The following is a 25,703-nucleotide window of genomic DNA, read 5'->3' as shown; positions in this document are numbered from 1 at the left end:
TCAATAGTTCGATAAATCGCAGTGAAGGGTAGATAAAATGGCAAAAAAGTTAGATAAACTATGAAAATGGGTAGAAAAACCAGTGATTGGGGTCGATAAATCACATAAAAGGGTCGATAAAAAGAGTGAGGAGGGTCAATATGAAATTGGTAAAACCAACACTTGAACTAAAAGAATCATTTTATGAATACCTAAGAGAATGGGAAAAACATAATGAAAAAGTTGTGCCTACTACTTTAAGGAAAGTTAATGACCAATACGAAGCGTATGTTAAACGATGGCAAAACGAATCGCAAGGTATCATTCGTGAAGGCTGGGTTGCTAACACGACTTATTTTCTTGTGAATGAAGAAGGACGAATTCTAGGAAGCTGCAATATGCGCCATGAACTTAATAAAACATTGCTTCAAATCGGAGGGCATGTCGGGTATGGCGTTAGACCAACTGAACGAGGAAAAGGGTATGCAACATTTATGTTAAAAGAGTGTTTAAGACATCTAAAGAAGATGGGAATTCAAAAAGCTTTAATCACGTGCAATGACGATAATATTGGATCAAAAAGTGATTATGAACAATGGTGGTATTCAAGATCAGTCTTATACTGAACAAGATGGGACCATTGTTAATCGATTTTGGATAAAACTATAGTTAGAATATCGTTCTATACAATAGAATCAAATGATATAATAGGAAAAAGTTGGTGGGTCTTACTTGTAGGAAGCGCTTTTTTTACAACGAAAAGGGGGATTAAATGAATCGTCATCAGAAAATAACGTATAGCGTTTTAGGATTGATTATTTTATTAAATATCTTTTTCTTTATTCGTTTGGAACTTAAACTGTCTGAGAGTCATAACCAAATTGAACAAAATGTCATCAATTCAATCCGTTCAGTCGATAGTAGTGTCAGTTCAATTAATCATGAAATACATAATATGAAAGAAAACAGTGAGTGGATTACAGATACTCAATATGATGTTAACCTTGAAAAATCAAATGCCAGCTTGGTTGCAGTAAATATAAACTGGTCATTTAAAGAAATTGAAAATAAAGCGAAGATAAGTGTTGTCTATAGAGAAAGAGATAAAAATTGGCAAAAAGTAACCGCTGAAAAGAGCGAAGGTAATAATTTTGTTGCTTCTATTAAGGCCCAACCTTTTAAAGAATATGAGTATCAAATTCTAAGTGAAGGTGATGTCAACCGCACCTCGAACATTCAGCCTCTCCCGCCGGATCTGCACACGCCAGCGCATCTCGAAATAAGAGATCGTCATCAAGGAGACAACTTTACAATTCTTGGATTTGACCACATAGACGAACGGGATTTGCCGTTTTTTAAGATTAAAAAGATCACAGCCATTTATCAATATGTAGACGGTAAAAAAGAGAGTAAAGAAATCACAAAAGGAGACCTTCCATCAGTCATTGAAAACCAGGAACATCAAACCGTAAATGATCCTAACCTATATTACGTAGTGGTTGAACCTGCAGATCAAGTGTTAAGTGTCGACTTAAAAGTAGAGTATGCGAATGGATATGCACACGAGGGAACGGTTTACCCTGAAACTATTGATTTTTATCAAAGTATTTATAAAGAAAAGTAGTATTTATTTTAAATTCAAGATACATTTTGTTACGATAAATCTAACAAGAAGCTTTCAGGAAGGGGCTTATATATGCATCTTTTAGGAATTCACCACTTATCAGCCATCACGGCAAATGCTCAAAAGAATGTTGACTTTTATACGAAAATATTAGGAATGAGAATGGTGAAGAAGACCGTTAACCAAGATGATCCGTCCGTGTATCATTTGTTTTACGGAGATGAAGTTGGAAATCCTGGAACTGAGCTAACGTTCTTTGAAATACCACGTGCAGGGCATAATCATAATGGAAATAATAGCATTTCAACCACTTCCTTACGCGTGCCTAATGATGAAGCACTCAAGTATTGGAAAAATCGTTTAGATCAGCATGATGTTGAAAATGAAGGCATTGTAGAACAGTTTGGACGAAACGTAATCCCGCTAAAAGACTTTGAAAACCAGCGTCTGATTCTTGTGTCAGATGAAACAAATCATGGTGTTTCAGGTGGAACGCCATGGGAACGTAGTGCAGCTGAGCCTAATTATGGCATCATTGGCTTAGGTCCAATTCATCTAACCGTACCAGATTTAGAGCCGACTGAAGCTATTTTAACCAAATTAATGGGTTTCACTATAGCAGGTGAATATAAGCACCATGATACAGGAAGAGAGGTACTAGTGTACGAAACAGGCGAAGGTGGTACGGGAGCTGAACTGCATATTCATGTTAGAACAGATCTACCACCAGAACGTTTAGGACGCGGGGGTGTCCATCACGTTGCATTTCGAGTAGAAAATGAAGAAAAAATTCGTCAGTATTTAGATGAACTCAACCAAATAGGAATCGGGAACTCTGGTTTTGTTGATCGTTTTTATTTTAGATCCGTTTATTTTAGAGAGCCAAATGGTATTCTATTTGAGCTTGCCACAGATGGGCCAGGTTTCGCAACGGATGAAGATGCAGACCATCTAGGTGAGTCATTAGCGCTTCCACCGTTTTTAGAAGATAGACGTGACCAAATTGAACAAAGCTTAAAACCAATTGACTATAAGCCGTGATCATTGCTCGCGGCTTTTCTTTTTAACCTAAAACGTTAATATCACTTTACTTGAAAGGATGATCAACATGGGTCAAAACATTAAAGGAAAGATCGCATATGTAACTGGAGCTGGTTCTGGAATTGGACGTGCAACAGCTAGGGAACTAGCGAAAGAGGGAGTTCATGTAGGCTTAATAGCACGCACTGAAGAAAAGCTGGAAAAGCTAGCAAACGAACTCAAAGAATACGATGTAAAAGTAGAGTATGAAGCGGTCGACATTTCTGACATGGATGCCGTGAACAAGTCGATCGACCAACTTAGAAATCGCCTTGGCAAAGCTGACATTCTAATCAATAATGCAGGTGTTGGTTCAAAAGGGAATTTAGTTGATGCAGATCCAGATGAATGGAAAAGGCCTATTGAAGTCAACGTTTTTGGTACTTACTATGTCACGCGTGCCGTTCTTCCAGATTTGATAGAAAAAAAATAAAGGTGACATTATTAACATATCATCTAGTAATGGACTAAAAGCAACAGCTGGGTCTTCTGCTTATAGCGCTTCAAAATTTGCCGTTCAAGGTATGAGTGAAGCACTTATGCAAGAAGTGCGACCTTATAATATTCGAGTATTTACAATGAACCCAAGCCTTGTTGCAACAGAGCTTGTTTTTGGAGATCAATTAGATGAAAAAATGAAGATAAGTATATGCAACCTGAGGATTTAGCAGAATATATGGTTGCTCAGCTTAAATTAAATCAACGAATTTTTTATAAAGCAATCCTTACAATGGGCAACAAACCCTTTTTAACAGTCATTTCTTCCCCTAATTTTTGAAAAATGGTAGAATTTAATAAGAAAGACTGGGGGAACAATTATGGGAAAAAAAGCTATTTGTGAGGAATGTGGTAAAACAATCACGTCTAAAAATGACTTGGTTACCACAACAGCATTATTAAAATTAACAACTTATTGTAAAGATTGTTATGTAGAACGAATTAAAAGTTTTTCATCATTATTTGTTAGCAACACGCCTCTTAATGGAAAATACTCTAACGTTATGTCCGTCATAGTTTAATTGCACTAATTCCAATTATGTTTATACAGGATCCGTTAAAATATTTGCTAATTATATTAGTGGCCGTTTATTTACTGTATCGATTAGCATCTTATCTTTTGTACGAACGACATTTAGATTAGGGTGTATTTATGAAGATAAACGTATTACTCGTATTATTAGCTGCTGTGCTTTGGGGAACAACAGGAACGGCTCAAGCTCTTGCACCTGATAAAGCGAATCCTTTAACGGTTGGTGCATTGCGTCTCTTCATTGGAGGAGGCGCATTATTTGTATACATTAGTCTTCAAAAGAATATTGATTTCAAAAGCATTCCAAAAATGCCCTTATTAGTAAGTGCATTGGCGATGGCATTATATCAACCGTTCTTTTTCACAGGGGTCGATTTAACGGGTGTTGCAATTGGAACAGTTGTTGCCATCTGTAGTGCCCCAATTTTTGCAGGATTTATAGAACTGTTTTTTTATAAACGATTTCCAGATTGGGTATGGTTGCTTTCAACGATTTTTGCCGTTATTGGATGTGTGTTACTACTTCAATCTGGTGAGGAGGTAACATTTAATCCATTCGGCATGTTATACTCTTTAGCTGCTGGTGGGTCGTTTGCTACTTACACGTTCGTAAGTAAAACATTAGTAGCTAAGCATCCACCAGATGTCGTCGTTGCTTTAGTTTTTACAACGGCAGCAATTATGCTCCTCCCGATCCTATTAACATCTGATTTGACTTGGACATTAGAGCGGTCAGGAGCGATTTCAGTTCTACATCTTGGCATTGTAGCAACTGCGCTTTCCTATGTGTTGTTTGCAAGAGGTTTAAAAGGTATCACAGCCTCAACTGCAGTCACATTAGCACTAGCTGAACCATTAACAGCAACCTTATTAGGAGTCTGTGTTCTTAACGAAAAAATAAGTGTCATAGCTAGCTTCGGCCTAGTTTTATTAGTCATGGGTCTATTAGCTCTATCATTTAAAGAACATATAAAAAACGCACGGTCACATAACGTACCGTGCGTGCCTACAAGTAGGGAACCATTCTACTTGTAAAATCACTTAACCGGGCAATTTTGCTGGTCATGTGACTACCTTTGACTATTCCACTTACGGTCAAACCCCAAAATAAGACTCGTAAGGAAATAGCCAATGATCGTATAGATCAAAAAGGCAAATATAGCGGAGAATTCGACCACGAATGTCCCATCTAACACTTTAGTCGGAAAGATCCCTTCAAACGGGTGTAGTAAAGGTTCACTAGTATTATATGTCCACTCGACAAATGGAGCCGATACAGATGCCCCAAATAACTTCAAAATAATTCGAAGGCCTAGAATCAATTGCACTAAACCAATCACGAGATTAATGAGGTAATTGATAAAACGAATTCCTTTCACTTGAATCACCATCCTCTCTCATTATTTTTCCTACTGTTAATTAAATCTAAACATTTTTAAAATTTTGTGTAATTGTATTAAGCTAATCCCTAGTATAGACATATGATATCTTATACTTAAGAAGGGAGCTTAACATAATGTCACAAAATCAACAGTTATTTTTAAAAAACGAACGACATATTGACTTATATAAGCGAGCGGAACAATTATCATCTGAATTAAAAGAACATGCGAATAAAGCTGATCGTGAAGGCCGCTTTTTAAATGAAACGGTACAGACATTAAAGAATCATCAATACTTGTCATTAGTATTACCCGAAACATATGGGGGTATGGATTTATCCTTGTACGAATGGTTACTAATGCAAGAGAAGATTGCTGAAGGAGATGCTGCAACTGCTTTATCTGTAGGTTGGCATAATGGGATATTAATGGAGTTAAAAGAAGGAAACCTCTGGTCACAAGAACATTTTAAATGGATTGCAGGAAAGGCTCAGGAACAAAAATTATTTAATCGCGCTTCAACGGAAAAGAACACAGGGAGTCCAACACGCGGCGGTCGTCCTGAAACTGTTGCTAAAAAGGTGGAAAAAGGTTTTATAATAAATGGACGAAAAACATTCACCACTATGGCGGAAGTATTAGATTATGCAATTGTTGCAGCCTGGATAGAAGACGAAGAACAAATCGGATGGTTTGTAGTCGATATGAAAAGCAAAGGTGTGTCTGTAGATCAAACCTGGGATACACTGGGTATGCGCGGTACAGCGAGTGATGACCTAGTTTTATCAAATGTAAAATTAAGTGAGGACAGTTTAGTTGAATTAAAAGGGAAGCGGTCAGGTCCCAAAGGGTGGCTATTGCACATTCCAGCTTGTTATTTAGGAATTGCCCAAGCGGCTTTGAATGATGCAGTCCTATTTGCAAAAGACTTTAAGCCCAACAGTTTAGACCATCCCATATCTAAGGTATCTCATATTCGTCAGAAGATCGGTGAGATGAATATGATTTTAGACGCGCAAGAACGTATTTATACCGTGTTGCTGAAGAATGGGACCGTCATCCTGATGGTCGTCATCAATTGGCTAAGGAACTAGCAGTTGTTAAAGTAACTGTAACAAATGATGCAAATAAAGTAGTTGATTTGGCAATGCGTGTTGCAGGTGGAAGAGGATTATCTAAATCATATCCCTTCGAACGCTACTATCGTGATGTTAGAGCTGGACTTCATAATCCACCTATGGATGATATGATCATTGAACAGTTGGCTTCGGAGCTCCTTGATGATTAAAAGTTGACTTTTAATGACTGAAACAGTTATACTGAATTGTCTTATGAAAAGTTCGGAGATTAATTTTGATTTAGTATTCCTTCATAAAATTATCTATATTAAGGAAAGCTATTTTTAGAATATATGACGTGTTCTTTTTAGTCCATGCCTAAAAGGAAAGTCAGACGAGTTTTTCATAATCAAGATAATTTTACTTAATTTTTAGGAGGAAACAGATTGATCGCATTTAAAGATTTTAATATTGGTGAAGAAATTGTCAAAGCACTATCGAATATGGGTTTTGAGAATCCAACACCGATTCAAGAGAAAGCTATTCCGGTTGCATTAGAAGGCCGGGATATGATTGGACAAGCACAAACAGGTACAGGGAAAACAACAGCATTTGGTGTTCCAATGATCGAGAAAATGGACATGAGCCAATCAAAGGTTCAAGGTCTAGTCATTGCACCAACCCGTGAACTAGCCATTCAGGTTGGTGAAGAGTTAAACAGAATTGGACAGAACAAAGGTGTTAGAACCGTTCCAGTCTATGGTGGGCAAGACATTCAACGTCAAATTAAAGCGTTGAAGAAGCGTCCTCAGATTGTGGTGGCGACACCTGGTCGTTTATTGGACCATATTCGTCGTAAAACGATTCGTTTAGATGAAATTCACACGTTAGTGCTGGATGAAGCTGACGAAATGTTAAACATGGGCTTTATTGAAGATATTGAAGCTATTATGGCTGAAATTCCTTCAAAATACCAAACACTTCTATTTTCTGCAACGATGCCGAAACGAATCCAGAACTTAGCTGAACGATTTATGGATCAACCAGAAGTTATTCGTACAAAATCAAAGCAACTGACTGTTGAGAATATTGAGCAGTTTTATTTAGAAGTAAAAGAGCCTCAAAAGTTCGATGTGTTATGTAAGCTTTTAGATATCGAATCGCCTGAACTGGCCATCATCTTTGGTCGTACAAAAAGCGTGTTGACGAATTAACAGAAGGTTTATTAAAACGTGGCTATTCTGCTGAGGGTATTCACGGAGATATTACTCAAGCAAAACGTGAACGTGCGATAAAACGTTTTAAAGATCAGACAACGGACATACTAGTTGCAACAGATGTTGCAGCACGTGGTTTAGATATTTCAGGTGTTACACATGTTTACAACTTTGATTTACCTCAGGACCCTGAAAGCTATGTTCACAGAATCGGACGAACAGGCCGTGCAGGTAACAAAGGTCAAGCCATCACATTCGTAGTACCAAGAGAATTTGAACATCTAAAGAATATTGAAGAACTAACAAAGCATAAAATGACTCGTAAAATAGTTCCTTCATATGATGATGTTTTAGAAGGTATACAAAAAGCAACTCGTGATGAATTACTCAATGCGATTGAGGAGCAAGATCTACAAAAGTATAAACGTGTAGCTGAGAATTTATTAGACGAGTATCACTCCGTTGACGTAGTTGCAGCTGCAATAAAGTTATTAGCTAAAGAACCAGACCGCACACCGGTTAAATTGACTGCCGTTTCACCATTAAGAGTGAAAAAGTAGGTCATAAAGGCGGTAAAGGCGGCGGTGGCAACCGTAACCGTGGTCGCCGCGGCAGGCAAGGTGATCGTAAACAAGGTGGAGGTCGCAGGCGCGATGATCGCCGATCAAACAACAGAGGACAAAAGGGAACCGTAAACGTCGCAACTCAAATCAATAGAGGTGTTTAAAGATGTTAAAAGTTCTTATCATTTCAATTGCGATTGTATTAGGTGTATTGGCATTAACAGTGTTTGCCATTTCTAAGGGTTATGCTTACAATCATAAAGTTGACCCAATGCCTGATCGTCATAAAAAGACGACGATGATGATTCAGACAATCAGCAATGAATAGACTAAGCCCCAGTTAGTAAAAACTAGCTGGGTTTTTCTTATTCTTGTTAATGTATGAATGTCTCATAAATTAGCTGGAATGTCCTATAAACTTGATTGAATGTCTCATAAAATAAGACGAATACCCATTTTCGACAAAATTCGATTCCTCATCTTTGCCCCTAATGTCTCATAAACATTTTCTAGAGTCCCATAAATTTTGATATTGAGAAAAGAGATTAAAAAAGCGATCCCCACCAAGGAATCGCTCTTAAATAATTATTCAACCACGTGCTCATTAAAAAATGCTTCGAACTGTTCAGTCGGAACAGCACCTTTCACTCGGGCAACTTCTTCACCGTTTTCAAATCGGACTAAGGTTGGTGTTGCTTCAATGTTATATTCATTCCAACCTTCCTCAAACTCTAACACATTATACTGCTGAACTTCTACACCCATATCTTCTGCAAGTGGCATTAATCGTGGAGTTGCTTCACGACAATATTTACAAGTTGGGCTAAAGAAATATACCGTTACATCTTCACCAGCATCAAGCTTTTCTTGGAGCTGATTAGGAGTAATGATGTTTTGATAATGAGGATCATCTAATAAATCTATTGTCGCTTGATCTAATTGTGATTTCCCATATGGGTTGTCCTCACTAACGTCTTCTTGAGCCATATTTGTCAAAACAGCCGTTGCAGCGAATAGAGCTACAATGATAACGCCAAATATAATGAGTTTTTTCATATTAATCCTCCTTAATATTCCTTAAAACAAAAATTGATGTAAATAAAATGATCAAGAAAGCTAGTCCAGCTAAAAATGGAATCGTGATAAAGCCTAACCAATTAATATAAGCGCCAGTACAAGAAACCTGTCCGCACGCTGGTGATGATTGTTGTAATGCTTCCACTTTTTGAATGGAATAATGATAAGTCGATATCAAGAAGCCGATAAGAGACAATGTGATGGTATAGTAAACCACTTTAATGTCTTTAAGGGCAATACCCACAAATAAAATGATCACCATCGGATACATAAAAATCCGCTGGACCCAGCAAAATTTACATGGTTCAAAGAGTTTAATTTCTGAGAAGTAGAGTGAGCCTAATGTTGCGACTAGTGCAACAACCCAAATAAATATTAATAAGTTCTCATTAATTTTTTTCATGTACACACCTACTTTTATTCAAAAAAGATTATATTATGAATTTTACTAGATTGTAAGTGATTTGTACTGAGAATATGTAAATAAATTTTGAAGTTTATATAAATACAGTTGAAAGTTAATTAAAACAATTATATTATTATATAAGCAATAACTTATATAAGTGGGTGATGCAATGGAAAAGACATACCTTGAAGTTGAAGAGGTAGCTAAAATTCTTAAACTTATGGGCGATCGCACCCGTTTATCCATAATGCGTTATGTGAATGTGGATGAATGTTGTGTTTGTGAATTGGTGGAATTACTTGAATTATCCCAGCCCGCCATCAGTCAGCATCTTAGAAAGTTAAAGGATGCTAAATTAATTAATGAAAAGAGAAAAGGGCATTGGGTGTTTTATTCAATAAACCGTGAGCATCCAGCCATTGAAATAATCAATGATATTTTAGGTTATTTACCTAATGGGAAAAAGGAACTTGAAGAGCTTTCTAACAATAATTTACGCATCATTTGTGACTAGAGAGGGAGTTTTACGTGGATATTTTAGCAGCAAGTCTGATTTTCTTAATCACACTTACGCTTGTCATCTGGCAGCCCAAAAACTTAGGGATTGGCTGGTCAGCTTGTGGGGGTGCTATCTTAGCACTCATATTTGGAGTCGTGACATTTGGTGATGTCATTGCAGTTACAGATCTTGTCTGGAACGCAACATTAGCGTTTGTAGCAATCATACTTATTTCATTAATACTAGATGAAATTGGGTTCTTTGAGTGGGCGGCTCTTCACATGGCTCGTATGGCCAAGGGAAGCGGCCTTAAAATGTTTATTTATGTTACGTTACTCGGTGCAGCAGTAGCAGCATTATTCGCCAATGATGGTGCCGCACTAATCTTAACGCCAATCGTATTATCAATGGTTCGAGCATTGAATTTTAAAGAGGCTATGATTTTGCCATTTATTATGGCAAGTGGATTCATCGCTGATACCACTTCATTACCATTAGTTATTAGTAACTTAGTCAACATTGTATCAGCTGACTTTTTTGGATTAGGTTTTACAGAATATTTAGTTCGTATGGTTATTCCGAACTTATTTTCTTTATTAGCCAGTATAATTGTTCTTTATTTATTCTTTAGAAAATCACTACCTAAGGATTACGATTTATCTAAACTCAAACAACCTCATGAAGCGATCAAAGATCAGAAAATGTTCCGCTTATCCTGGGTTGTCTTAGGCATCCTATTAATTGGATATTTTGTCAGTGAATTTCTAGAGATTCCAGTATCGTTTGTAGCTGGAGTTATTGCATTATTCTTCTTATGGATGGCCAAAAGAAGCCCAGCTGTTCCTACGACTGAAGTTGTAAAAGGTGCCCCATGGGATATCGTGTTTTTCTCTATCGGGATGTATGTCGTCGTTTACGGACTTCGTAATGTTGGACTGACAGATTTACTAGCACAAGTCATAGATTCTGCAGCCAATTATGGATTACTGGCTGCGACTATGTCGATGGGCTTTATTGCTGCCATATTATCGTCCATCATGAACAATATGCCAACTGTTATGATCGATGCTTTAGCCATTGCAGAGACGAATACAACTGGTTCTATAAGAGAAGCCTTAATTTACGCAAATGTAATCGGAAGTGATTTAGGGCCTAAGATTACACCAATTGGTTCACTAGCCACTCTATTATGGCTACATGTTCTATCTAAAAGGGGATTCATATCTCTTGGGGATATTATTTTAAAGTCGGAATTATTCTAACCATTCCAGTATTGTTTTTCACCTTACTAGGGTTGTATGTATCATTATTATTGATTTAACAAAGCGAGGGATTCAGAATGTCTGATCAACCAGTATTATATTTTATGCACAGGTAACTCATGCCGTAGTCAAATGGCTGAAGGATTAGGAAAAGACATATTAGGAAATCATTGGGAGGTCTATAGTGCAGGGATAGAAGCGCATGGCCTTAATCCTAAAGCGGTCGAGATCATGGATGAAATTGGGATAGACATATCTGATCAGGAATCATCTGTCATTGATCAGAATCTCTTAAACAAAACCGATCTAGTCATTACGCTTTGCGGAGATGCTCGTGAGAACTGCCCAGTATTACCACCAAATGTTAAATCTGAACACTGGGGGTTAACTGACCCAGCTAAGGCTGAGGGTACAGAAGAAGAAGTGAATCAAGTATTTCGTGACGTACGAGATGAAATTAAAAAAGAATTAAAGAGCTAAAAGACAGAACTTAAACAAATTGCCTAAGACAATGAATGGTCTTAGGCAATTATTTATCTTTTCCAAAGTTAAAATGAGTTTGCACTTCCCAATAATCAGAAATCACGTTCGCTTGGTCATTCTTTTTATAGACGAGCGTTAATATCTTTGGTTTTTATCATTTTCAAAGATCATTCGTCCGTGTGGTAAATAATCATATTTAAGCCCAGAATTATTATAATAAAAATCTCTTGGTTGACTGTTAATTTGTTCAATGATGTTATTTATTCTGTCTAAATTATGTATCGTCTCGGTTATTTCACCATTTTTAATAATTGTTACCTGCTCATAACGATCATTGATTATATTTGAGTGGTATAACGTAATGTAAATACCTAAACCTACAGTCAACAAGGCTAATAAGATGAGGGAATAAATTTTAATTGATTTCATCACTAATTCCTTTTCACTTTAATTAGAGTCATGCTGTGCTTCCAAATACTGTTGCATTGCTTCTTTTTCAAATTTAGTGTGGTTTTCCCAATCTCGTGTGATTTTCCATCCATTGTCGTTATTAATCGTAGTCAGTTCACCATTTTTTAACGATGTTTTCAGATTCGTCATCATAGTACTTAATTTTCATCGTATAGTCATAGTTGATAGATCCATCCTCGTTTTCCTTTACCTTTTCTAATGATATATCTTGTAGCTTCACTTTTTTCCCAAGTGCTTGAGCTATTTGGGGGATGATGATTAACTGACGATTAAGGGTTAAATCCTCAAGAACTTCATTAGTCTCATAAGGTTCAATTTTCCTAGAGAATTTTTGACTTACTTTAGTAGGATGTTTTTCATTTAATAAGTTAGGGTTTTCGATATTATAAAGTTTCGACTTATAGTCTGTCACGAATTCTTTTAACTCTTTTTCATCATCTGAAGTATCATCGCAGGCGGCTAATGTTAGAATGAAAGATCCTAACAAAAGAATAATCATCACCTTTTTCAATTAGTAAACGCCCCTTTATCAAAACTTATCTAAATTTTAACACAATTTCATGCGACTTTCTAACTACCTGGCCTGTCAATCATGTTATGAATCGTATGATCTTAAACTAAAGACTATCAAAAATTGTGCCGAGTAATAAGTACTCATAACTAAAATACTTGATAAAGGAATTGTTGTGACAAATAAGTTCCAAGCTAAAATCGAATCTGATATCACAAACAATACAGCTCCAATAGCAGCATAGAGGTTTCTCGTCATAATGGCTGTCCATGCCATAGCAGATATTACTATAATGTATAATGTAATAGGGAAACTTAGAGAACTGTCTGTTAAGGAGTTAAGGATGCCGTTTCCCAAAATATAGCTATATATGACGAGTGGAACAATAGTCATACCACGAACTAAGGATGGCTTGAACTTTGTGATAAAACCAGCCATATAGAAAATGTGACCGAGCAAAAATGCCGAAAGACCAATGACAAACCAGTGTAATGTTACGTCACCAATTAAACTAAAAATTAAACCAATAACCACAGCATAATGTATAAAAAAGCGTTGTTTTGGAAGGTTTATAAGAGCATAGATAATCATGAGTACCATTGGCAATGCTTTAAACAGTAGCTTTATGGCAAGAGGGGATTCAGGTAAAATAAAAATATAAAAGATAGCCGTTAGTAGAATCAATAAAGGAAGGACTTTCTTCATCGTTATGCACTCCTTTTTAATAGTGTACGAAAGTGAAGTTAATTTACACAATATGAAAGAATAGTAGAATATATGAGTCATTTGTGAATTTGATGTATGGGAGTACTTAGATTGAAGCGTAAAGAAGAGGCAATAGATGCTATTAAAAATTAGATATTTGTAATCAATTAAGTGAATACAAACCTGAGCTTTGTGGAACAATCCCGCTTGGAATAGACGTGTCAACTTCTGATTTAGACATCATAATGGAAGTGAAAGACTTAACGTCTTTTGAAGATAAGATAAAGCTTCTGTATAGTGATCAACCCTATTTTAAGATCAATAGAAAAATAATAAGAGGAAAGCATGTTGTTAAAGCTAACTTTGTTTATAAAGGATTTGAATTTGAGCTATTTGGTCAAGACGTACCAGTACATGAGCAGTATGCTTATTTACATATGGTTATTGAGAAAAAAATTTTACTAAAGAATCCTGAATTAAAACCAAAAATGATCTCACTTAAACAGCGTGGGTATAAAACGGAGCCTGCTTTTTGTAAGGTATTAGGGATAGCAGGCGATCCGTACGAAGCACTTATTCAGTACGGAAAAGATCAATCATACATTTAGGAGGCGTACTAATGGCTAATACATGGCATGAGCAAGCAAAAATAATGTGGAATCATAATGCAACGTTTTGGAATTCAAGAAGTCAAAACATGTGGGATGAAGGAAGCAGAAAATCAATTGTTCCTTTCTTTACAAAATATGTTGAGCCGAATTCTAAAGTGTTAGATCTAGGATGCGGAGATGGTTATGGGTCATATAAACTGTGGAAAGAAGGTTATGATGTATCGGGCGTCGATTTATCTGATGAAATGGTCAAGTTATGTCAAAGTCGATTAACAAAAGAACAAGACCGATTATCATTTCAACAAGCTGACATGATGAAGTTACCGTTTGAAGACCAATCTTTTGATGCTTTAATGGCTATTAATGCACTAGAATGGGCAGAAGTTCCAATTAAAGCATTTAATGAAGTTTCCAGAGTTGTCAAACCTGGCGGAACATTATGTATCGGAATATTAGGACCAACAGCAGCACCAAGAGCTAATAGCTATAACCGCTTGTATGGTGAAAGTGTGATCATGAATACCATGATGCCGTGGGAGTTCGAACAGCTAGCCAAAGAGCAATCCTTAAATGTTTTAGATCAAGAGAAGGTATATAAGCGAGGTGTGGATTTAAAACATGTCGGCAGTTTATCAGAAGATATGCAACAAGCACTAACGTTTATGACAGTTTTTATGTTAACAAAATAGCTACCGCAATTTTGCGGTAGCTAAGTTAACATTAAATTAAGATTTCAACTTCAGCTTTTTCACGAAGCTGTTTTAAGTGTTCCATTTCTTTTTCACTAGACTTTTGATTTTTAACTTGTTGTTTTAACTGGTCTTTCATATCTTCTAGGCTTTTATCAACTTTTTGTCCTTGTTGCTCCATAGCCTTTTTATAACTGTCATAAGCCTTCTGTAGGTCTTTATCAGTTACTTTAGGCTCTTCAACATTTTGTTCAAGGTACTTCGTTGTAATTAAGTTCTGACGAATATTTTTCTTTAACTTCTTTTTCAGAAGTGTCATTTTCTTTTAGAATTTCTTCTTCGCTCTCTAAATCAGTTGCTTCTTTAACTTGATCGATTTGTTTCTTATATTCTTCTTGAATTTTATCTTCACTAGGTTTAATGCCTTGTTCTTTTGCTGCTTGTTTTACTAGTTCAATGCTAATTAAATTATCTAAAGCTTGTTTTTGAATTTGATCAGCCATTTTCGATGGGTCTTGTCCCATTTGTTGGTATCGTTGTTCAAAGAAACTAACGCTTGATTTAAGGTCAGCTCCTAGTAGTTCAGTGCCATTAACTTTAGCAACTACTTGATCGTCTTCTATATCTTTTGTAGCAGTCGTATCTTCATTACCTTCTTTATTATTTTCTTGGTTATTCTCTTCACCATTTTGTTCTTCTTGATTGGTTTCTTCTGAATTATTTTCTCCTTCGCTGTCGCCTCCGCAGGCAGCTAAGAAAGCCGTTAACATCACGAATAAAATCGCTGTTAAGAACTTCTTCATTCAATAACACTTCCTTTTGTAAATAAATATTAGGTTTCGAGTATGAATTGTAGCATACTGTCAGACCATGATACAAGTTATAGTAAACATGTAAAGAAAATGTAATGTGTGTCGAATCACTTGCTTTTTCTGAACAAAAGAGTAAAGTATAAATTGAACGAAGTAATTGGGATCGATGTTTACTGAATGACCTCTTTAAGGAAGTCAAAGTAACAAGATTCAATTGTTTTGTCGTAATACTTTTAAGGAGGTCATTTTAAATGACAGGTACAGTAAAATGGTTTAACGCAGAAAAAGGTTTTGGATTTATCGAGCGTCCAGACGGAGATGACGTATTCGTACACTTCTCAGCAATTCAAGCAGACGGTTTCAAAACTTTAGCTGAAGGTCAAAACGTTGAGTTCGAAATCGTTGAAGGCGATCGTGGACCACAAGCAGCTAACGTTGTTGCTAAATAATATACGTTAACAAACTGACTTTAAAACGCGCGTAAATATTCATTTACGTGCGTTTTTCTATATTTACATATAAAGAGGTGACACCATGAACTGGGAAAATAAGTCATTCAGTGAACTAACAAACGATGAATTGTATCATATTCTAAAACTTCGAGTAGATGTATTTGTCGTTGAACAGAATTGTCCATATCCAGAAATAGATGGATATGACCAAGAATCACGACATCTGTACTTGATTAATGAGGGACAAATTTTGGCCTATTGTCGCATCATCCCACCAAATGTAAAATTTGAAGAAGCTTCAATTGGACGTGTCATTACTCATGACAGTACGAGAAGAACTGGAATTGGAACAGAATTAATTAATCGAGCCCTAGAATATATTAGTCAAACGTATAGTGACTCAAATGTCAAAATCGAAGCGCAAGCTCATTTACAACAATTTTACGGTAACTGCGGATTTCAAACCATTTCTGATGAGTTTTTAGAAGATGGCATCCCTCATGTTGAAATGATTTTTTTAGGAAAACAGCAGAAAAGCAGGATTTATAAATGCTTTTGTTTAAAGTAACACAATAGGATGTGATCATAATGACCCAAATTAAATTTAAAAAAAGTTTCGGATTGTTCGTTAAGTGAAGTGGTTTCTGTCTGGAATCGTGGATTTGAAGGTTACTCAGTCGATGTTACCATGGATACACAAACGTTTTTAAGGCGTATGGTGACAGAGGATTTAGTCGCCGAGGCATCGATTATAGCATTAGATGCTGACTCACCCGTAGCGATTGTAATGAATGGTTTTAGGAAGCATGATGACAAAGTTTTATGCATGGAACGGTGGTACAGGTATCCTTCCAGAGTTTAGAGGGACGGGGCTGAGTCATACGCTTATAGAAGAAGTACAAGCGGTATATCACGAACAAGGTGTTAACGTCGCTAATCTTGAAGCCATAACGACAAATGAAAGAGCCATTAATCTATATGAAAAACATGGTTATGAGTTAATAGAACGTTTGGGTTTTATGCAGGGCCTCAAGAGAATCAAGATATCACGGTTATTCATGATTACGAATTAGAATGTGTTAGAGTTCCAAGAGAAAGATACGATCACTTTCATTTTTCAGCAAGACATGCCTTGGCAGAATCAGATGGAGAGTTTAAAGGAAGGAATCGGTTATATTTTATATGACAGGGAACGACCAATTGGGTATGCTATGACAAAGGAACGGTATGATGTTTACGGCAATGTGGAGTCAGTTCAGCTGTATCAAGTTGGAATTGAACCCATTTTAGAATATGATTTACTCTTAATGTTAACGTTTTTACATAAAATTTTTAAGTTGGATCGCGATGGTGTTAAACGCCATGTTATTAATTATCCAAATCGAGATACAGTTCTTTTAAATGCTTTAAATGAACTGGGCTTTAATAAGACTATCGAACAAGTTCATATGCAAAAGATTTTATAGTTGATGAATGAGAATGGTAATTTTAGGGTATGAAGTAACTAGAACATAAAATGAAGGAGTGGTATTTTGAGTACACTATTTACATCTAAAGCAACAGCTAAAGGTGGTCGTGGTGGTCACGTTAAATCAGACGATGGCATCATTGATTTAAATGTCGTTATGCCAACAGAGAATACAGATGAAACAGGGACAAATCCTGAACAATTATTTGCTGCTACTTATTCAACTTGCTTCGATGGTGCGTTAAACTTAGTTGCCAAGAATAATGATAAAGATATTGATTCTACAACGACTGCTGAAGTAAGTTTTATGAAAGATTCTTCAGATGGAGGCTTTAAGATCTCAGTTAAGCTTATTTCTGAAATGAGCGGTGTTTCCCAAGAAGAAGCTGACGAATTAATGAAAGAAGCACACCAAGTTTGCCCTTATTCAAAAGCGACTAGAGGCAATGTGGATGTTGATTTAGAAGCAAAAGCTAAATAGTTATTATAGTAAAACCGAGGGGGTGCCCTCGGTTTTTTTACTTTATAGTGGTTTATAAAATAACAAGCCTCTGCATTCTCAGCAGAGGCTTGTTTATTAATCTAAAATTCTAATTCGAATTTGTTTGACGCCATATCTCAAAGCATCTGCTTCTTTTGGCATGAAGATATCTATTTCATTACCGTTAATGGCACTTCCGATGTCAGCAGCAATTGCTGTTCCATATCCCTCAACCCATACGCGAGAACCTAACGGAATCACATCTGGGTCTACGGCGATCACTTTTTGATCAGGGTTTGCCCTTAAGTCTACGCCAGTATAGGTTGTACCGCTACACCCGTCACAGTATGCAGTGTAGGCAGTTGCTTTGACGTACATTTGTTTACCGTTCTGGCTTTCTTTACTAACTTGTTGTATGTCTTGATTGTTTTGTTTTTCTTGTGTTTGCTGAGCTTTCTCTTTTTTGGGCTCAGGCTTTATTAATTTTATCTCATCTTTTTTAGCCAATTGGTGATTGGCTTTTGAAAAGAATTGTACATGATGTTCTTGTGCTCCAGTGTTATTATCTAATGTTGTCGGTTGTATCTTAGCTGCGCTTAATGGAGTACTCAACATCATTAGTGCACCAAACGTTAATAAAACGCGAAGGCACTAACTAGTCGTATACTCATAAAAACCTCCATTTATTATGTCAATATGACAAAAGTCTATATTTACTTTCTCGTCCCCAAAAATGGCCCTATAGGAACACTCTTCCTTTAGACCATTGCCAAGTATAACAACTTAGAATGCTAAGTCAATTACAATGCTTGTACAAGAATGTAACATTGTGATGACAAAGTACCACTATGAAGTGTGACAATAGACTTAGATAAGTTATATGAGTTGACGTTTAGTAGTTATTTGGTTTTATACTTTTATTACAAACACAGTAAAACTTAACTTTAATATAAATAGGACAGATATAATGGTTAGGAAGGGGAAGTCACCTTGAAGATTCTACTGATTAATGGCACAGTTGCGGGAGAGAAGACAAAGCATTTATTAAAAGAAGCAGAAAAGCATCTAACAAAGAGAATCACTTCGCACCAAATAGAGACACTTTATTTAGAAGATTTCAAAATGGAATTTGCCGATGGTCGACCTAAAGATGATTATAACGAGGATACAAAGAAGCTAATCGATATGGTTGAACATGCAGACGGTTATATTATAGCAACGCCTGTTTTTCAAGGGTCGATTCCTGGAGCATTAAAAAATATGTTTGATTTAGTATCACCAAAATGTATGCGTTATAAGCCGGTTGCACTAATGGGGAACGGTGGAACGTTTCAACACCATTTAGTTATTGAAAATCAGCTTAAACCTATATTAGATTATTTTCGCTGTTTAACAACGCCGAATTATGTTTATACCCACTCTGCTCATTTTTCAGAAACAAAAGAATTAGTAGATGAAGATGTAAAAAAGCGTATTAAGGACTTAAGCGAAGTATTTGTTAAATACCTAGACTTAAGCCAAGACATAAAAAAATCGACTGACCTCTAGTAAAGTCAGTCGATTTTTACTTATTCCCCTATAAATTGTGGTTCGCGTTTATTTAGAAACGCGTCAATACCTTCTTTGTGATCATGTGTTTGTCGCATTTTTGCTTGTCCTTGAGTCTCTTGGTTAAGCACTTCCTCAAGTTGTGGAAGCTGCTTATTATTAATAATTAACTTAGTCGTGATCATGGATTGTAATGGTGATTGCTGTAGCTTATTTAAATAGTGACTTAAGGCTAAGTCAAGTTGATCTGCTGTGAAATCGACTAGGCCGATTGACTGCGCTTCCTTAGCTGTCATCATTTTACCTTCCCAAATGGTCTGTTTAGCTTTAACAGCCCCTAGCCTTTGTTCCATAAAGAAGTGACCTCCCCCATCAGGAATGAGGCCGATTCCAATAAAGTTCATTGCTACTTTAGCATCTTCTTTAGCAATCACATAGTCAGCAGCTAATGCAACACTTAAACCTAAGCCAGCAGCTGCTCCGTTTAAAGCCGAAATCGTAACTTTTGGCATTGAATAAACGGTAATCACAATATTTTTTATAATACCCATTACTTTTTGAAAGCCTTCAGGATCTGATTCTTGCAGCATGGTTTTCATATCGCCGCCTGCAGAGAAAGCCTTCCCTTCGCCGGTTAACACTAAAATTTTTGAGTCATCTTTTTTAATTTTTTGAAGCTCGTCATTTAACTCTGTTAGTAATTCGACATCCATTGCATTTAATTGATCAGGACGATTAAGTTTAATTGTTGTTATAGGGCCTTCTTTAAGAATATTAATTGTTTTATTCATATACTCACCTCATTATATTTTGATTTCATTAAGTTGTTTGTAATAGTCAATAGCTTTTTCATAATCTTGTTTTTCGGTAAATATTTCTGCCAGTAAATGAAGCAGTTCTTTCATAAGGCCAGTCTCACCAATTGTTTGATAATGTGGGAGAATCACTTTTTCGCATCTTTCAATGAACTTCTCGTTATGAGTTTCATCTGATAACTGATGCCTTAGAATATAATAACGATGGCGGACCTTCGTTAATTGGTGCCTTGAAGTAAATCTTCTCCCTTTGTTAAATATTCTCTAGCTAAATCTGATTTTCCTTGTTCGTAGTATACTTTTGCAATAATTAAGTTGGAATGAACAATGTCATAAAGGTGAGAATGATGCTCTAGTGCTTCATGAAGTAGCTTTAAGGCGTGTTCAAAATTGCCTCTTCGGTAGTAAAGAATTGCTAAATTGTGAGTGGCTCTCGACCTAACTTTTGGTGAATCACCCATTGGTTTTGACTTAAGCACTTGGTTGAAGTAAGTCTCTGAAATGTCATAAGCACCTAAGTTTAAATAGTTAATACCTAGTAAGTGGTAACAATCTGTCACCTTACGATATTTTAAGTCATTCGCATACTGCTCAAGAGCAATTCCGACGTAATAATTCGAATAAATAGGCTTCTGCATACCCATATATGATAATGCGAGCAGGTAATAAATTTCTGGATCTTTAAGGTTAAAATCTTCTAAGATCTCAACTGCTTTGTGAAAATATTCATTCGCTCTTTTAGAATTTAAATGGCAGTTATAATAAAAGCCTACGATTTTATAAAAATAAAATAGCTTCTTGCCTTCAAAGTGATTTTCTAATCTAAGCAACTCTTGAAAGTTCAAGTTATATTTTTCAGTTGGATTAACGGTAATTAGGTAATAAAAGTGAATGAGCTCGAAATAGTTCTGAACATATGGTTCGTGAAAAGGTGTTAATACTTCTTCAAGTTCATCTGAAAAGTCCTTTGCTTTATCTAATTTCTGTTCAGTAATATTTTGATAAAGTAAATCAATCTGTTCATGAATTTTCTTTTCATCATAAGATGTAATCTTCTCATAGTCCATGTCTAGACGTTCAAAGATTAATTGGATAGTATCGGTCTTAGGCTCAATGGCTCCACTTTCTATTTTACTGAGATACGAAATTGAACATACTCCACTGGCAAGATCTTTTTGAGTCAGTCCATGTTTCGTACGATAAAACTGTATGATGGCCCCGATATCCATTATAATCACCCGTTTCTATGTATCTAGATTGATTCTACCATAAATAATAAAGTTTTATAGAATTGACTTCATAAAAGAATAAGATTAAGATAGATATATCAAATTGAATAAATTGGAACAAGTTGGTGTAAACAGTTTATGTTTACTTAAAAGGGAAGTTCGGTTAGAATCCGACGCGGTCCCGCCACTGTGTATGGGAAGCGACTAATTAACCACTGTCCATAAAGGATGGGAAGGGATTAGAAGCTATGACCCTAAGCCAGGAGACCTGCCCACTTGTTTTAGCTCGTTTTCCTTCGGGTTTAAAGGAACGGCTATGATAGATGTTCTAATCGTAGTTTTGTGGCATCATGCCCTCGTTTTCCAAAGATTCGTTGGAAAGCGGGGGTATTTTTAATTTAGAAAGGGAGATTTAGATGCAGAACAAGATATGGCTATGGTTAGTAACATTGGTTTTAGTTGTCGGGTTAACAGCTTGCCAAGGAGAAGAAAGTAACAATAATGAGAGTACGAATGAAAAAGACCAAGCAACAGAACAAGAGAATAGTGAAGAGTCTTCAAGTACGGGGTTTGAAAGTGTTACCTTAACGGATAAATCAGGAACAGATGTAACCATTGACGAAAAACCTGAAAAGATTGTATCGGTTATTCCGAGTGCAACTGAGATTGTATTTTCAGTTGGAGCTGGTAATGAGGTAGTCGGTGTGTCACAATGGGCTAATTATCCTGAAGAGGTTCAAGATATTGAAAAAGTAGGCGATCAACAGCTTAATATTGAAAAAATTGTTTCTTTAGAACCTGATTTAGTGGTGGCTGATGTTAATAATGCTGATGACATCGATGCTATGCGCAACGCAGGACTTAAAGTGTTAGTGCTAGGTTCACAAAATTTAGATGAAGTGTATAAAGATATACAACTAGTTGGGCAGGCAACAGGTCATACAGATCAAGCTGATGAAATTATTTCAAATATGAAGCAAGATGTAGAAGACGTTCAAAATGCAGTTAACGGGTTAAGTGAAGATGAGAAGAAGCGTGTATGGGTTGAAGTTGGCCCTGAATTATTCTCAGGTGGCGAAGGTTCCTTTATTAATGAATTAATTAATTTAGCTGGTGGTAGAAATATCATTTCAGATCAAGAAGGATGGCCACAAGTCAGCGAAGAGGTTATTTTAGAAAAAAGACCCTGAATTTATATTCACGACTTATGGTTATTATGTAGACAATGCCGTTACGAAAGTGATGAAAAGAGAGAATTGGCAAGATGTAACGGCTATTAAAAAAGAACAGGTTTATGACATGCATGGAGATTTATTAACAAGACCTGGACCAAGGTTAACTGAAGGCTTAAAAGAATTAGCCAAAACATTGTATCCAGATTTAATGAAGTAAAGGACGTATAAATAGTGAAAAATAGACATTCCCTTTGGTTATGGATACCTGTATTCTTAATAATATTAATGGCTATGATGAGTCTGTCCGTCACACTAGGAGCTGCGAATATAACTTGGCAGCTTGTCTGGCAAATTATACTTTCGAATATTCCAGGATTTGATCAATTAATAGGTGAAACATGGGATACATCAACGGAGACAATTGTTTGGAATATTCGATTGCCTAGAGTATTATTGGGTGCAGCCGTCGGGGCAGCTTTAGCATTAGCTGGGGCGATTTACCAAGGTGTTCTAAGGAATCCGTTAGCAGATCCCTTTATTTTAGGTGTATCATCAGGAGCATCATTTGGAGCGGCTTTAGTTATTGTATTTGGATTGCAGACATTGTGGCTAGGTCAATTCACTCTTCCAGCAGTTGCATTTTATTCGGCTTTGTAAGTTTACTTGTTGTCTATTTTTATCACGAGTGAATCAAAAAGTGCGACTTGAGACGATTATATTAGCTGGAGTAGTCGTACAATCGTTTGTCGGAGCTTGTTTGTCATTAGTTTTAGCTTTATCAAACGAACAATTACAGACGATTGTTTTCTGGATGATGGGCAGTCTGGCGCTAACTGACTGGAGTTATAATCAAATTATTTTCCCGATTATTCTAGTTGTCTCGGTTGTATCGTTGTTTTTTATTAAAGAATTAAACATGTTAGGTCTTGGTGAAGAAGCGGCTCATCATAGTGGAGTCTCAGTACAGCGTACAAGATTCCTGCTATTAATTTTAGCTTCCATCGTCACAGGTGCAGCTGTCTCTGTCTCTGGTGCAATTGGATTTGTTGGGTTAGTCGTACCTCACATCATTCGCCTTATGTTTGGTGCAGATTATCGTGTGATTTTGCCATTATCAATTATAGGTGGTGCGATCTTCTTAGTTGGGGCGGATGCAGTAGCCCGCACGATTTTAGCACCACGTGAACTACCACTAGGTGTTATTACGGCTTTCTTAGGTGCACCGTTTTTCGGTTATTTATTAAGGCGTGCTAAACGAGGGTTCTTTTAGGAGGTAAATTCTAATGCTTGAGATCATAAACGTTAGTAAACAAGTTGACGGAAAGCCAATACTTGAAAATATTAATCTCAATGTTCAAAAAGGTAAGTGTATAGGGCTAATTGGTCCTAATGGTGCAGGGAAGTCAACGATTATAAAGTTAATCTCTGCATTAGAAAAGCCAAGTTCAGGCCAGATTAATTTTATGGGAAAAAATGTTCAAGGGTGGTCTGTGAAAAAACTAGCTAAACATATGGCAGTGTTGACGCAAGAAGGTTTAGCACCATATCCGATTACGGTATATGATTCGGTTTTAATGGGACGCTACCCTCATTTAGGTTTTTTCAAAGGGAAAGTAAGCATGACCATGATTTAGTAAGTAACGTTTTACAGATAACAGGACTTTCTAATTTGCGTGATCAGCTAATCGACACGTTAAGCGGTGGGGAGCGTCAACGCGTTGCGATTGCAAAAGCAATGGTTCAGCAACCTCAGCTTTTATTACTAGATGAACCAACAACCTTCTTGGATATTGGGCATCAGATGAATATATTAAGGTTGGTTCAAGATTGGCAAAAGCGTGAAGGGCTAACTGTCATCATGGTTCTTCACGATCTGAACTTAGCTGCTCAGTTTTGTGATGAATTGGTTTTAATGGACCACGGTAAAATTGTCCGCACTGGTTCCAGTGAACAAATTATAGCCAAAGAGACATTAGAAAAACGTTTATCACGCGCATCCAGAAATCGTGAGACATCCTAAAACCAATATTCCCCAAATTTTATTGTAAAAAGCATTCTTAAAACGTAGCTTGTCTAGTATAATGGATACGAGTAACGAAACGAAATGGGGAAGACAGATGATCGAATGGAGAAACCTTTATCGTGGATTAATAATGGGAGCGAGCGATGTAGTTCCAGGTGTAAGTGGTGGGACTATGGCAGTGCTTCTTGGGATTTATGAACGATTTATTGATGCGTTAAACGGAATTTTTACAAGAGAATGGAAAAGGCATTTAGCGTTTTTAATCCCACTAGGTGTGGGGATTGTTGCAGCCATGGTTTCATTAGCTAAAGTCATAAAACTGGGCATTTGAAAACTACCCAAATCAAATTCTATTTTTATTCTTAGGATTAATTGCTGGTGTGATTCCATTTTTAGCTAATAAATCAAATTATAAAGAAACGTTTAGTGGGATACATTATGTGATATTAATAATAGCAGCTGCCTTAGTTGGCTCTATGGCACTATTCGGTGAAGGGCCTGCTGAAACGCCAGTTATAACAACTTATAACATGGAAACGTATATAAAATTATTCTTATCAGGCTGGCTTGCTAGCTCTGCTATGATTTTACCGGGAATTAGCGGATCATTCTTGTTGTTGTTAATTGGTATGTACAGTACCTTTACACATGCGCTAGAAAATTTTGTGTTTGAACCACTTATTCCTCTTGGGTTAGGTATTGTGTTTGGGTTACTCATCATGAGTAAGGTTTTAAACTATTTATTTAATAAGTTCTATTATCAAACATATGCCTTAGTGATAGGATTAGTCATAGGTTCAATCTTTGTTGTTTATCCAGGGTATGAATCTGATCTGATGTTAAATATTATGAGTTTAATTTGCCTAATCATAGGTTTACTCGTAGCATATGGCTTAGGAAAAATAGAATACTAAATATGAAAAAACCACCTGCTCGCAGGTGGTTTTATTCTTCAATTAAGATTGTTTTTTCGCTAGTTTTGTAGAAATATTCTCTACTTCCACAAGTTTATTCGCCACATTTATTAATTTATTCTCCAGTTTTGAAAAATTA

Annotated in this window: 37 protein-coding genes, 5 pseudogenes and 1 riboswitch; of the genes and pseudogenes, 30 read left to right on the top strand and 12 right to left on the bottom strand. The window is 36.4% G+C overall.

Annotation, left to right across the window (positions count from 1 at the left end; translation table 11 throughout):
• Positions 1-140: 140 nt before the first annotated feature.
• The 6 genes and pseudogenes from JCM13188_RS02785 to JCM13188_RS02760 all read left to right on the top strand — a co-directional run bounded on the left by JCM13188_RS02785 (position 141) and on the right by JCM13188_RS02760 (position 4,748).
• A complete protein-coding gene (locus JCM13188_RS02785) occupies positions 141-605 on the top strand; it encodes a GNAT family N-acetyltransferase (protein ID WP_054751983.1) in 465 nt (154 codons plus the stop codon).
• A gap of 146 nt (positions 606-751) precedes the next feature.
• Entirely contained in the window at positions 752-1,603 is an 852-nt protein-coding gene (locus JCM13188_RS02780; protein ID WP_054751982.1) for a hypothetical protein, read from the top strand.
• Between the two features lie 72 nt (positions 1,604-1,675).
• The gene (locus JCM13188_RS02775; protein WP_054751980.1) at positions 1,676-2,644 is read left to right on the top strand and encodes a ring-cleaving dioxygenase; all 969 of its coding nucleotides are present in this window, start codon (positions 1,676-1,678) and stop codon (positions 2,642-2,644) included.
• A gap of 67 nt (positions 2,645-2,711) precedes the next feature.
• Positions 2,712-3,435 (top strand): annotated as a pseudogene (locus tag JCM13188_RS02770) (3-ketoacyl-ACP reductase).
• Positions 3,436-3,501: 66 nt separating this feature from the next.
• Positions 3,502-3,702: a hypothetical protein gene (locus tag JCM13188_RS02765; protein WP_054751978.1), complete on the top strand. Its 201-nt coding sequence runs from the start codon at positions 3,502-3,504 to the stop codon at positions 3,700-3,702.
• A 131-nt stretch (positions 3,703-3,833) separates the two neighbouring features.
• A complete protein-coding gene (locus tag JCM13188_RS02760; RefSeq protein ID WP_054751976.1) occupies positions 3,834-4,748 on the top strand; it encodes an EamA family transporter in 915 nt (304 codons plus the stop codon).
• Between the two features lie 35 nt (positions 4,749-4,783).
• Here JCM13188_RS02760 and JCM13188_RS02755 read toward each other — a convergent pair whose 3' ends face one another.
• Entirely contained in the window at positions 4,784-5,101 is a 318-nt protein-coding gene (locus JCM13188_RS02755) for a YggT family protein (protein WP_279401289.1), read from the bottom strand.
• A 128-nt stretch (positions 5,102-5,229) separates the two neighbouring features.
• Here JCM13188_RS02755 and JCM13188_RS02750 point away from each other — a divergent pair, with 128 nt between their 5' ends.
• The 4 genes and pseudogenes from JCM13188_RS02750 (at position 5,230) to ytzI (ending at position 8,261) form a co-directional block, all read left to right on the top strand.
• The gene (locus tag JCM13188_RS02750) at positions 5,230-6,189 is read left to right on the top strand and encodes an acyl-CoA dehydrogenase family protein (protein ID WP_369404789.1); all 960 of its coding nucleotides are present in this window, start codon (positions 5,230-5,232) and stop codon (positions 6,187-6,189) included.
• Positions 6,162-6,383: pseudogene (locus JCM13188_RS20285) on the top strand (acyl-CoA dehydrogenase family protein); the annotation flags it as partial. The gene JCM13188_RS02750 and the pseudogene JCM13188_RS20285, both read left to right, overlap by 28 nt.
• A 216-nt stretch (positions 6,384-6,599) precedes the next feature.
• Positions 6,600-8,097 (top strand): annotated as a pseudogene (gene cshA, locus JCM13188_RS02745) (degradosome RNA helicase CshA).
• Between the two features lie 2 nt (positions 8,098-8,099).
• Positions 8,100-8,261, top strand: a complete 162-nt coding sequence (gene ytzI, locus JCM13188_RS17660) for a YtzI protein (protein ID WP_279401288.1) — start codon at positions 8,100-8,102, stop codon at positions 8,259-8,261.
• A 257-nt stretch (positions 8,262-8,518) separates the two neighbouring features.
• On the opposite strand, the gene JCM13188_RS02740 is transcribed toward ytzI, so the two are convergent.
• On the bottom strand, positions 8,519-8,989 hold the full coding sequence (locus JCM13188_RS02740) for a thioredoxin family protein (protein ID WP_054751972.1): 471 nt from the start codon (positions 8,987-8,989) through the stop codon (positions 8,519-8,521).
• Between the two features lies 1 nt (position 8,990).
• Entirely contained in the window at positions 8,991-9,413 is a 423-nt protein-coding gene (locus tag JCM13188_RS02735) for a disulfide oxidoreductase (RefSeq protein WP_054751970.1), read from the bottom strand.
• Between the two features lie 172 nt (positions 9,414-9,585).
• On the opposite strand from JCM13188_RS02735, the gene JCM13188_RS02730 reads away from it, so the two are divergent.
• The 3 genes and pseudogenes from JCM13188_RS02730 (at position 9,586) to arsC (ending at position 11,657) form a co-directional block, all read left to right on the top strand.
• A complete protein-coding gene (locus JCM13188_RS02730; protein ID WP_054751968.1) occupies positions 9,586-9,930 on the top strand; it encodes an ArsR/SmtB family transcription factor in 345 nt (114 codons plus the stop codon).
• A 14-nt stretch (positions 9,931-9,944) separates the two neighbouring features.
• Positions 9,945-11,236 (top strand): annotated as a pseudogene (locus tag JCM13188_RS02725) (arsenic transporter).
• A 22-nt stretch (positions 11,237-11,258) separates the two neighbouring features.
• Positions 11,259-11,657, top strand: a complete 399-nt coding sequence (arsC, locus tag JCM13188_RS02720; RefSeq protein ID WP_054751966.1) for an arsenate reductase (thioredoxin) — start codon at positions 11,259-11,261, stop codon at positions 11,655-11,657.
• A 138-nt stretch (positions 11,658-11,795) separates the two neighbouring features.
• Here the strand turns inward: arsC and JCM13188_RS02715 are convergent, their stop codons facing one another.
• From JCM13188_RS02715 to JCM13188_RS02705, 3 genes are all read right to left on the bottom strand, one after another.
• Positions 11,796-12,089, bottom strand: a complete 294-nt coding sequence (locus tag JCM13188_RS02715; RefSeq protein ID WP_054751964.1) for a hypothetical protein — start codon at positions 12,087-12,089, stop codon at positions 11,796-11,798.
• A gap of 136 nt (positions 12,090-12,225) precedes the next feature.
• On the bottom strand, positions 12,226-12,642 hold the full coding sequence (locus JCM13188_RS02710; protein ID WP_054751962.1) for a hypothetical protein: 417 nt from the start codon (positions 12,640-12,642) through the stop codon (positions 12,226-12,228).
• 84 nt (positions 12,643-12,726) lie between these two features.
• Positions 12,727-13,347 carry a lysoplasmalogenase gene (locus JCM13188_RS02705; protein WP_054751961.1) on the bottom strand — a complete coding sequence of 207 codons (621 nt, stop codon included), beginning with the start codon at positions 13,345-13,347 and terminating at the stop codon, positions 12,727-12,729.
• Between the two features lie 155 nt (positions 13,348-13,502).
• Here JCM13188_RS02705 and JCM13188_RS02700 point away from each other — a divergent pair, with 155 nt between their 5' ends.
• Both JCM13188_RS02700 and JCM13188_RS02695 read left to right on the top strand, forming a co-directional pair.
• The gene (locus tag JCM13188_RS02700) at positions 13,503-13,955 is read left to right on the top strand and encodes a DUF4269 domain-containing protein (RefSeq protein WP_054751959.1); all 453 of its coding nucleotides are present in this window, start codon (positions 13,503-13,505) and stop codon (positions 13,953-13,955) included.
• A gap of 11 nt (positions 13,956-13,966) precedes the next feature.
• A complete protein-coding gene (locus tag JCM13188_RS02695; RefSeq protein ID WP_054751957.1) occupies positions 13,967-14,647 on the top strand; it encodes a class I SAM-dependent methyltransferase in 681 nt (226 codons plus the stop codon).
• A gap of 31 nt (positions 14,648-14,678) precedes the next feature.
• Here JCM13188_RS02695 and JCM13188_RS02690 read toward each other — a convergent pair whose 3' ends face one another.
• Positions 14,679-14,966: a hypothetical protein gene (locus JCM13188_RS02690; protein ID WP_054751955.1), complete on the bottom strand. Its 288-nt coding sequence runs from the start codon at positions 14,964-14,966 to the stop codon at positions 14,679-14,681.
• Positions 14,899-15,450: a SurA N-terminal domain-containing protein gene (locus tag JCM13188_RS02685; protein ID WP_054751953.1), complete on the bottom strand. Its 552-nt coding sequence runs from the start codon at positions 15,448-15,450 to the stop codon at positions 14,899-14,901. The genes JCM13188_RS02690 and JCM13188_RS02685 overlap by 68 nt, the downstream gene beginning before the upstream one ends.
• A 260-nt stretch (positions 15,451-15,710) precedes the next feature.
• Here JCM13188_RS02685 and JCM13188_RS02680 point away from each other — a divergent pair, with 260 nt between their 5' ends.
• From JCM13188_RS02680 to JCM13188_RS02660, 6 genes are all read left to right on the top strand, one after another.
• Positions 15,711-15,908 carry a cold shock domain-containing protein gene (locus tag JCM13188_RS02680; RefSeq protein WP_054751951.1) on the top strand — a complete coding sequence of 66 codons (198 nt, stop codon included), beginning with the start codon at positions 15,711-15,713 and terminating at the stop codon, positions 15,906-15,908.
• An 85-nt stretch (positions 15,909-15,993) separates the two neighbouring features.
• Positions 15,994-16,479, top strand: a complete 486-nt coding sequence (locus tag JCM13188_RS02675) for a GNAT family N-acetyltransferase (RefSeq protein WP_054751950.1) — start codon at positions 15,994-15,996, stop codon at positions 16,477-16,479.
• Between the two features lie 69 nt (positions 16,480-16,548).
• Positions 16,549-16,773, top strand: a complete 225-nt coding sequence (locus JCM13188_RS17655; protein WP_279401287.1) for a hypothetical protein — start codon at positions 16,549-16,551, stop codon at positions 16,771-16,773.
• Positions 16,721-16,984, top strand: coding sequence for a GNAT family N-acetyltransferase (locus JCM13188_RS02670; RefSeq protein WP_054751948.1), 264 nt, complete (start codon positions 16,721-16,723; stop codon positions 16,982-16,984). The genes JCM13188_RS17655 and JCM13188_RS02670 overlap by 53 nt, the downstream gene beginning before the upstream one ends.
• Positions 16,985-16,987: 3 nt before the next feature.
• On the top strand, positions 16,988-17,377 hold the full coding sequence (locus tag JCM13188_RS02665) for a hypothetical protein (protein ID WP_054751946.1): 390 nt from the start codon (positions 16,988-16,990) through the stop codon (positions 17,375-17,377).
• Between the two features lie 63 nt (positions 17,378-17,440).
• Positions 17,441-17,860: an organic hydroperoxide resistance protein gene (locus JCM13188_RS02660; RefSeq protein ID WP_054751944.1), complete on the top strand. Its 420-nt coding sequence runs from the start codon at positions 17,441-17,443 to the stop codon at positions 17,858-17,860.
• Positions 17,861-17,956: 96 nt separating this feature from the next.
• Here JCM13188_RS02660 and JCM13188_RS02655 read toward each other — a convergent pair.
• Positions 17,957-18,256: pseudogene (locus tag JCM13188_RS02655) on the bottom strand (3D domain-containing protein); the annotation flags it as partial.
• Positions 18,257-18,850: 594 nt separating this feature from the next.
• Here JCM13188_RS02655 and JCM13188_RS02650 point away from each other — a divergent pair.
• Positions 18,851-19,408, top strand: a complete 558-nt coding sequence (locus JCM13188_RS02650; protein WP_054751942.1) for an NADPH-dependent FMN reductase — start codon at positions 18,851-18,853, stop codon at positions 19,406-19,408.
• Positions 19,409-19,428: 20 nt separating this feature from the next.
• On the opposite strand, the gene JCM13188_RS02645 is transcribed toward JCM13188_RS02650, so the two are convergent.
• The 3 genes from JCM13188_RS02645 to JCM13188_RS02640 form a co-directional block, all read right to left on the bottom strand.
• Positions 19,429-20,199 (bottom strand): enoyl-CoA hydratase, encoded by a 771-nt coding sequence (locus tag JCM13188_RS02645; protein ID WP_054751940.1) that lies wholly within the window; start codon positions 20,197-20,199, stop codon positions 19,429-19,431.
• A gap of 12 nt (positions 20,200-20,211) precedes the next feature.
• Entirely contained in the window at positions 20,212-20,355 is a 144-nt protein-coding gene (locus tag JCM13188_RS17650) for a tetratricopeptide repeat protein (RefSeq protein ID WP_279401286.1), read from the bottom strand.
• Positions 20,356-20,441: 86 nt separating this feature from the next.
• Positions 20,442-21,452: a transcriptional regulator gene (locus JCM13188_RS02640; RefSeq protein WP_054751938.1), complete on the bottom strand. Its 1,011-nt coding sequence runs from the start codon at positions 21,450-21,452 to the stop codon at positions 20,442-20,444.
• A gap of 106 nt (positions 21,453-21,558) precedes the next feature.
• A riboswitch (cobalamin riboswitch) is annotated at positions 21,559-21,742 on the top strand.
• Between the two features lie 126 nt (positions 21,743-21,868).
• Between JCM13188_RS02640 and JCM13188_RS02635 the strand changes: the two genes are divergently transcribed.
• The 8 genes from JCM13188_RS02635 (at position 21,869) to JCM13188_RS02620 (ending at position 25,564) form a co-directional block, all read left to right on the top strand.
• Positions 21,869-22,642: an ABC transporter substrate-binding protein gene (locus JCM13188_RS02635; protein WP_054751936.1), complete on the top strand. Its 774-nt coding sequence runs from the start codon at positions 21,869-21,871 to the stop codon at positions 22,640-22,642.
• 49 nt (positions 22,643-22,691) lie between these two features.
• Complete coding sequence (locus JCM13188_RS17645) at positions 22,692-22,844, top strand: hypothetical protein (protein ID WP_279401285.1); 153 nt, start codon at positions 22,692-22,694, stop codon at positions 22,842-22,844.
• A gap of 14 nt (positions 22,845-22,858) precedes the next feature.
• Positions 22,859-23,284, top strand: a complete 426-nt coding sequence (locus tag JCM13188_RS21920) for an iron chelate uptake ABC transporter family permease subunit (RefSeq protein ID WP_279401284.1) — start codon at positions 22,859-22,861, stop codon at positions 23,282-23,284.
• A 28-nt stretch (positions 23,285-23,312) separates the two neighbouring features.
• The gene (locus JCM13188_RS21915) at positions 23,313-23,897 is read left to right on the top strand and encodes a FecCD family ABC transporter permease (protein ID WP_279401283.1); all 585 of its coding nucleotides are present in this window, start codon (positions 23,313-23,315) and stop codon (positions 23,895-23,897) included.
• A gap of 13 nt (positions 23,898-23,910) precedes the next feature.
• A complete protein-coding gene (locus JCM13188_RS17630; protein WP_279401282.1) occupies positions 23,911-24,261 on the top strand; it encodes an ATP-binding cassette domain-containing protein in 351 nt (116 codons plus the stop codon).
• Positions 24,262-24,296: 35 nt separating this feature from the next.
• Positions 24,297-24,647 (top strand): ABC transporter ATP-binding protein, encoded by a 351-nt coding sequence (locus JCM13188_RS17625; protein ID WP_279401281.1) that lies wholly within the window; start codon positions 24,297-24,299, stop codon positions 24,645-24,647.
• Positions 24,648-24,744: 97 nt separating this feature from the next.
• Positions 24,745-24,981 carry an undecaprenyl phosphate translocase family protein gene (locus tag JCM13188_RS20280; RefSeq protein ID WP_369404788.1) on the top strand — a complete coding sequence of 79 codons (237 nt, stop codon included), beginning with the start codon at positions 24,745-24,747 and terminating at the stop codon, positions 24,979-24,981.
• A 49-nt stretch (positions 24,982-25,030) separates the two neighbouring features.
• Positions 25,031-25,564 carry a DUF368 domain-containing protein gene (locus tag JCM13188_RS02620; RefSeq protein ID WP_369404787.1) on the top strand — a complete coding sequence of 178 codons (534 nt, stop codon included), beginning with the start codon at positions 25,031-25,033 and terminating at the stop codon, positions 25,562-25,564.
• The last annotated feature ends 139 nt before the right edge of the window (positions 25,565-25,703 follow it).

The sequence above is a fragment of the Piscibacillus salipiscarius JCM 13188 genome, from assembly GCF_001311865.1.
Lineage (GTDB): Bacteria > Bacillota > Bacilli > Bacillales > Alkalibacillaceae > Piscibacillus > Piscibacillus salipiscarius.
This window is presented reverse-complemented; position numbering and strand designations above follow the sequence as displayed.

What these genes read in the sequence shown, in the direction of transcription:
- JCM13188_RS02750 (WP_369404789.1), top strand. Translation starts at nt 5,230, where the DNA reads ATGTCACAAAATCAACAGTTATTTTTAAAAAACGAACGACATATTGAC.
- JCM13188_RS02740 (WP_054751972.1), bottom strand. Translation starts at nt 8,989, where the DNA reads ATGAAAAAACTCATTATATTTGGCGTTATCATTGTAGCTCTATTCGCT.
- JCM13188_RS02675 (WP_054751950.1), top strand. Translation starts at nt 15,994, where the DNA reads ATGAACTGGGAAAATAAGTCATTCAGTGAACTAACAAACGATGAATTG.
- JCM13188_RS02680 (WP_054751951.1), top strand. Translation starts at nt 15,711, where the DNA reads ATGACAGGTACAGTAAAATGGTTTAACGCAGAAAAAGGTTTTGGATTT.
- JCM13188_RS20280 (WP_369404788.1), top strand. Translation starts at nt 24,745, where the DNA reads ATGATCGAATGGAGAAACCTTTATCGTGGATTAATAATGGGAGCGAGC.
- JCM13188_RS02785 (WP_054751983.1), top strand. Translation starts at nt 141, where the DNA reads ATGAAATTGGTAAAACCAACACTTGAACTAAAAGAATCATTTTATGAA.
- JCM13188_RS17630 (WP_279401282.1), top strand. Translation starts at nt 23,911, where the DNA reads ATGCTTGAGATCATAAACGTTAGTAAACAAGTTGACGGAAAGCCAATA.
- JCM13188_RS02645 (WP_054751940.1), bottom strand. Translation starts at nt 20,199, where the DNA reads ATGAATAAAACAATTAATATTCTTAAAGAAGGCCCTATAACAACAATT.
- JCM13188_RS02775 (WP_054751980.1), top strand. Translation starts at nt 1,676, where the DNA reads ATGCATCTTTTAGGAATTCACCACTTATCAGCCATCACGGCAAATGCT.
- JCM13188_RS02715 (WP_054751964.1), bottom strand. Translation starts at nt 12,089, where the DNA reads ATGAAATCAATTAAAATTTATTCCCTCATCTTATTAGCCTTGTTGACT.
- JCM13188_RS02670 (WP_054751948.1), top strand. Translation starts at nt 16,721, where the DNA reads ATGACAAAGTTTTATGCATGGAACGGTGGTACAGGTATCCTTCCAGAG.
- ytzI (WP_279401288.1), top strand. Translation starts at nt 8,100, where the DNA reads ATGTTAAAAGTTCTTATCATTTCAATTGCGATTGTATTAGGTGTATTG.
- JCM13188_RS02760 (WP_054751976.1), top strand. Translation starts at nt 3,834, where the DNA reads ATGAAGATAAACGTATTACTCGTATTATTAGCTGCTGTGCTTTGGGGA.
- JCM13188_RS02685 (WP_054751953.1), bottom strand. Translation starts at nt 15,450, where the DNA reads ATGAAGAAGTTCTTAACAGCGATTTTATTCGTGATGTTAACGGCTTTC.
- JCM13188_RS02780 (WP_054751982.1), top strand. Translation starts at nt 752, where the DNA reads ATGAATCGTCATCAGAAAATAACGTATAGCGTTTTAGGATTGATTATT.
- JCM13188_RS02695 (WP_054751957.1), top strand. Translation starts at nt 13,967, where the DNA reads ATGGCTAATACATGGCATGAGCAAGCAAAAATAATGTGGAATCATAAT.
- JCM13188_RS02705 (WP_054751961.1), bottom strand. Translation starts at nt 13,347, where the DNA reads ATGAAGAAAGTCCTTCCTTTATTGATTCTACTAACGGCTATCTTTTAT.
- JCM13188_RS02690 (WP_054751955.1), bottom strand. Translation starts at nt 14,966, where the DNA reads ATGACACTTCTGAAAAAGAAGTTAAAGAAAAATATTCGTCAGAACTTA.
- JCM13188_RS02635 (WP_054751936.1), top strand. Translation starts at nt 21,869, where the DNA reads ATGCAGAACAAGATATGGCTATGGTTAGTAACATTGGTTTTAGTTGTC.
- JCM13188_RS02730 (WP_054751968.1), top strand. Translation starts at nt 9,586, where the DNA reads ATGGAAAAGACATACCTTGAAGTTGAAGAGGTAGCTAAAATTCTTAAA.
- JCM13188_RS02735 (WP_054751970.1), bottom strand. Translation starts at nt 9,413, where the DNA reads ATGAAAAAAATTAATGAGAACTTATTAATATTTATTTGGGTTGTTGCA.
- JCM13188_RS02765 (WP_054751978.1), top strand. Translation starts at nt 3,502, where the DNA reads ATGGGAAAAAAAGCTATTTGTGAGGAATGTGGTAAAACAATCACGTCT.
- JCM13188_RS02640 (WP_054751938.1), bottom strand. Translation starts at nt 21,452, where the DNA reads ATGGATATCGGGGCCATCATACAGTTTTATCGTACGAAACATGGACTG.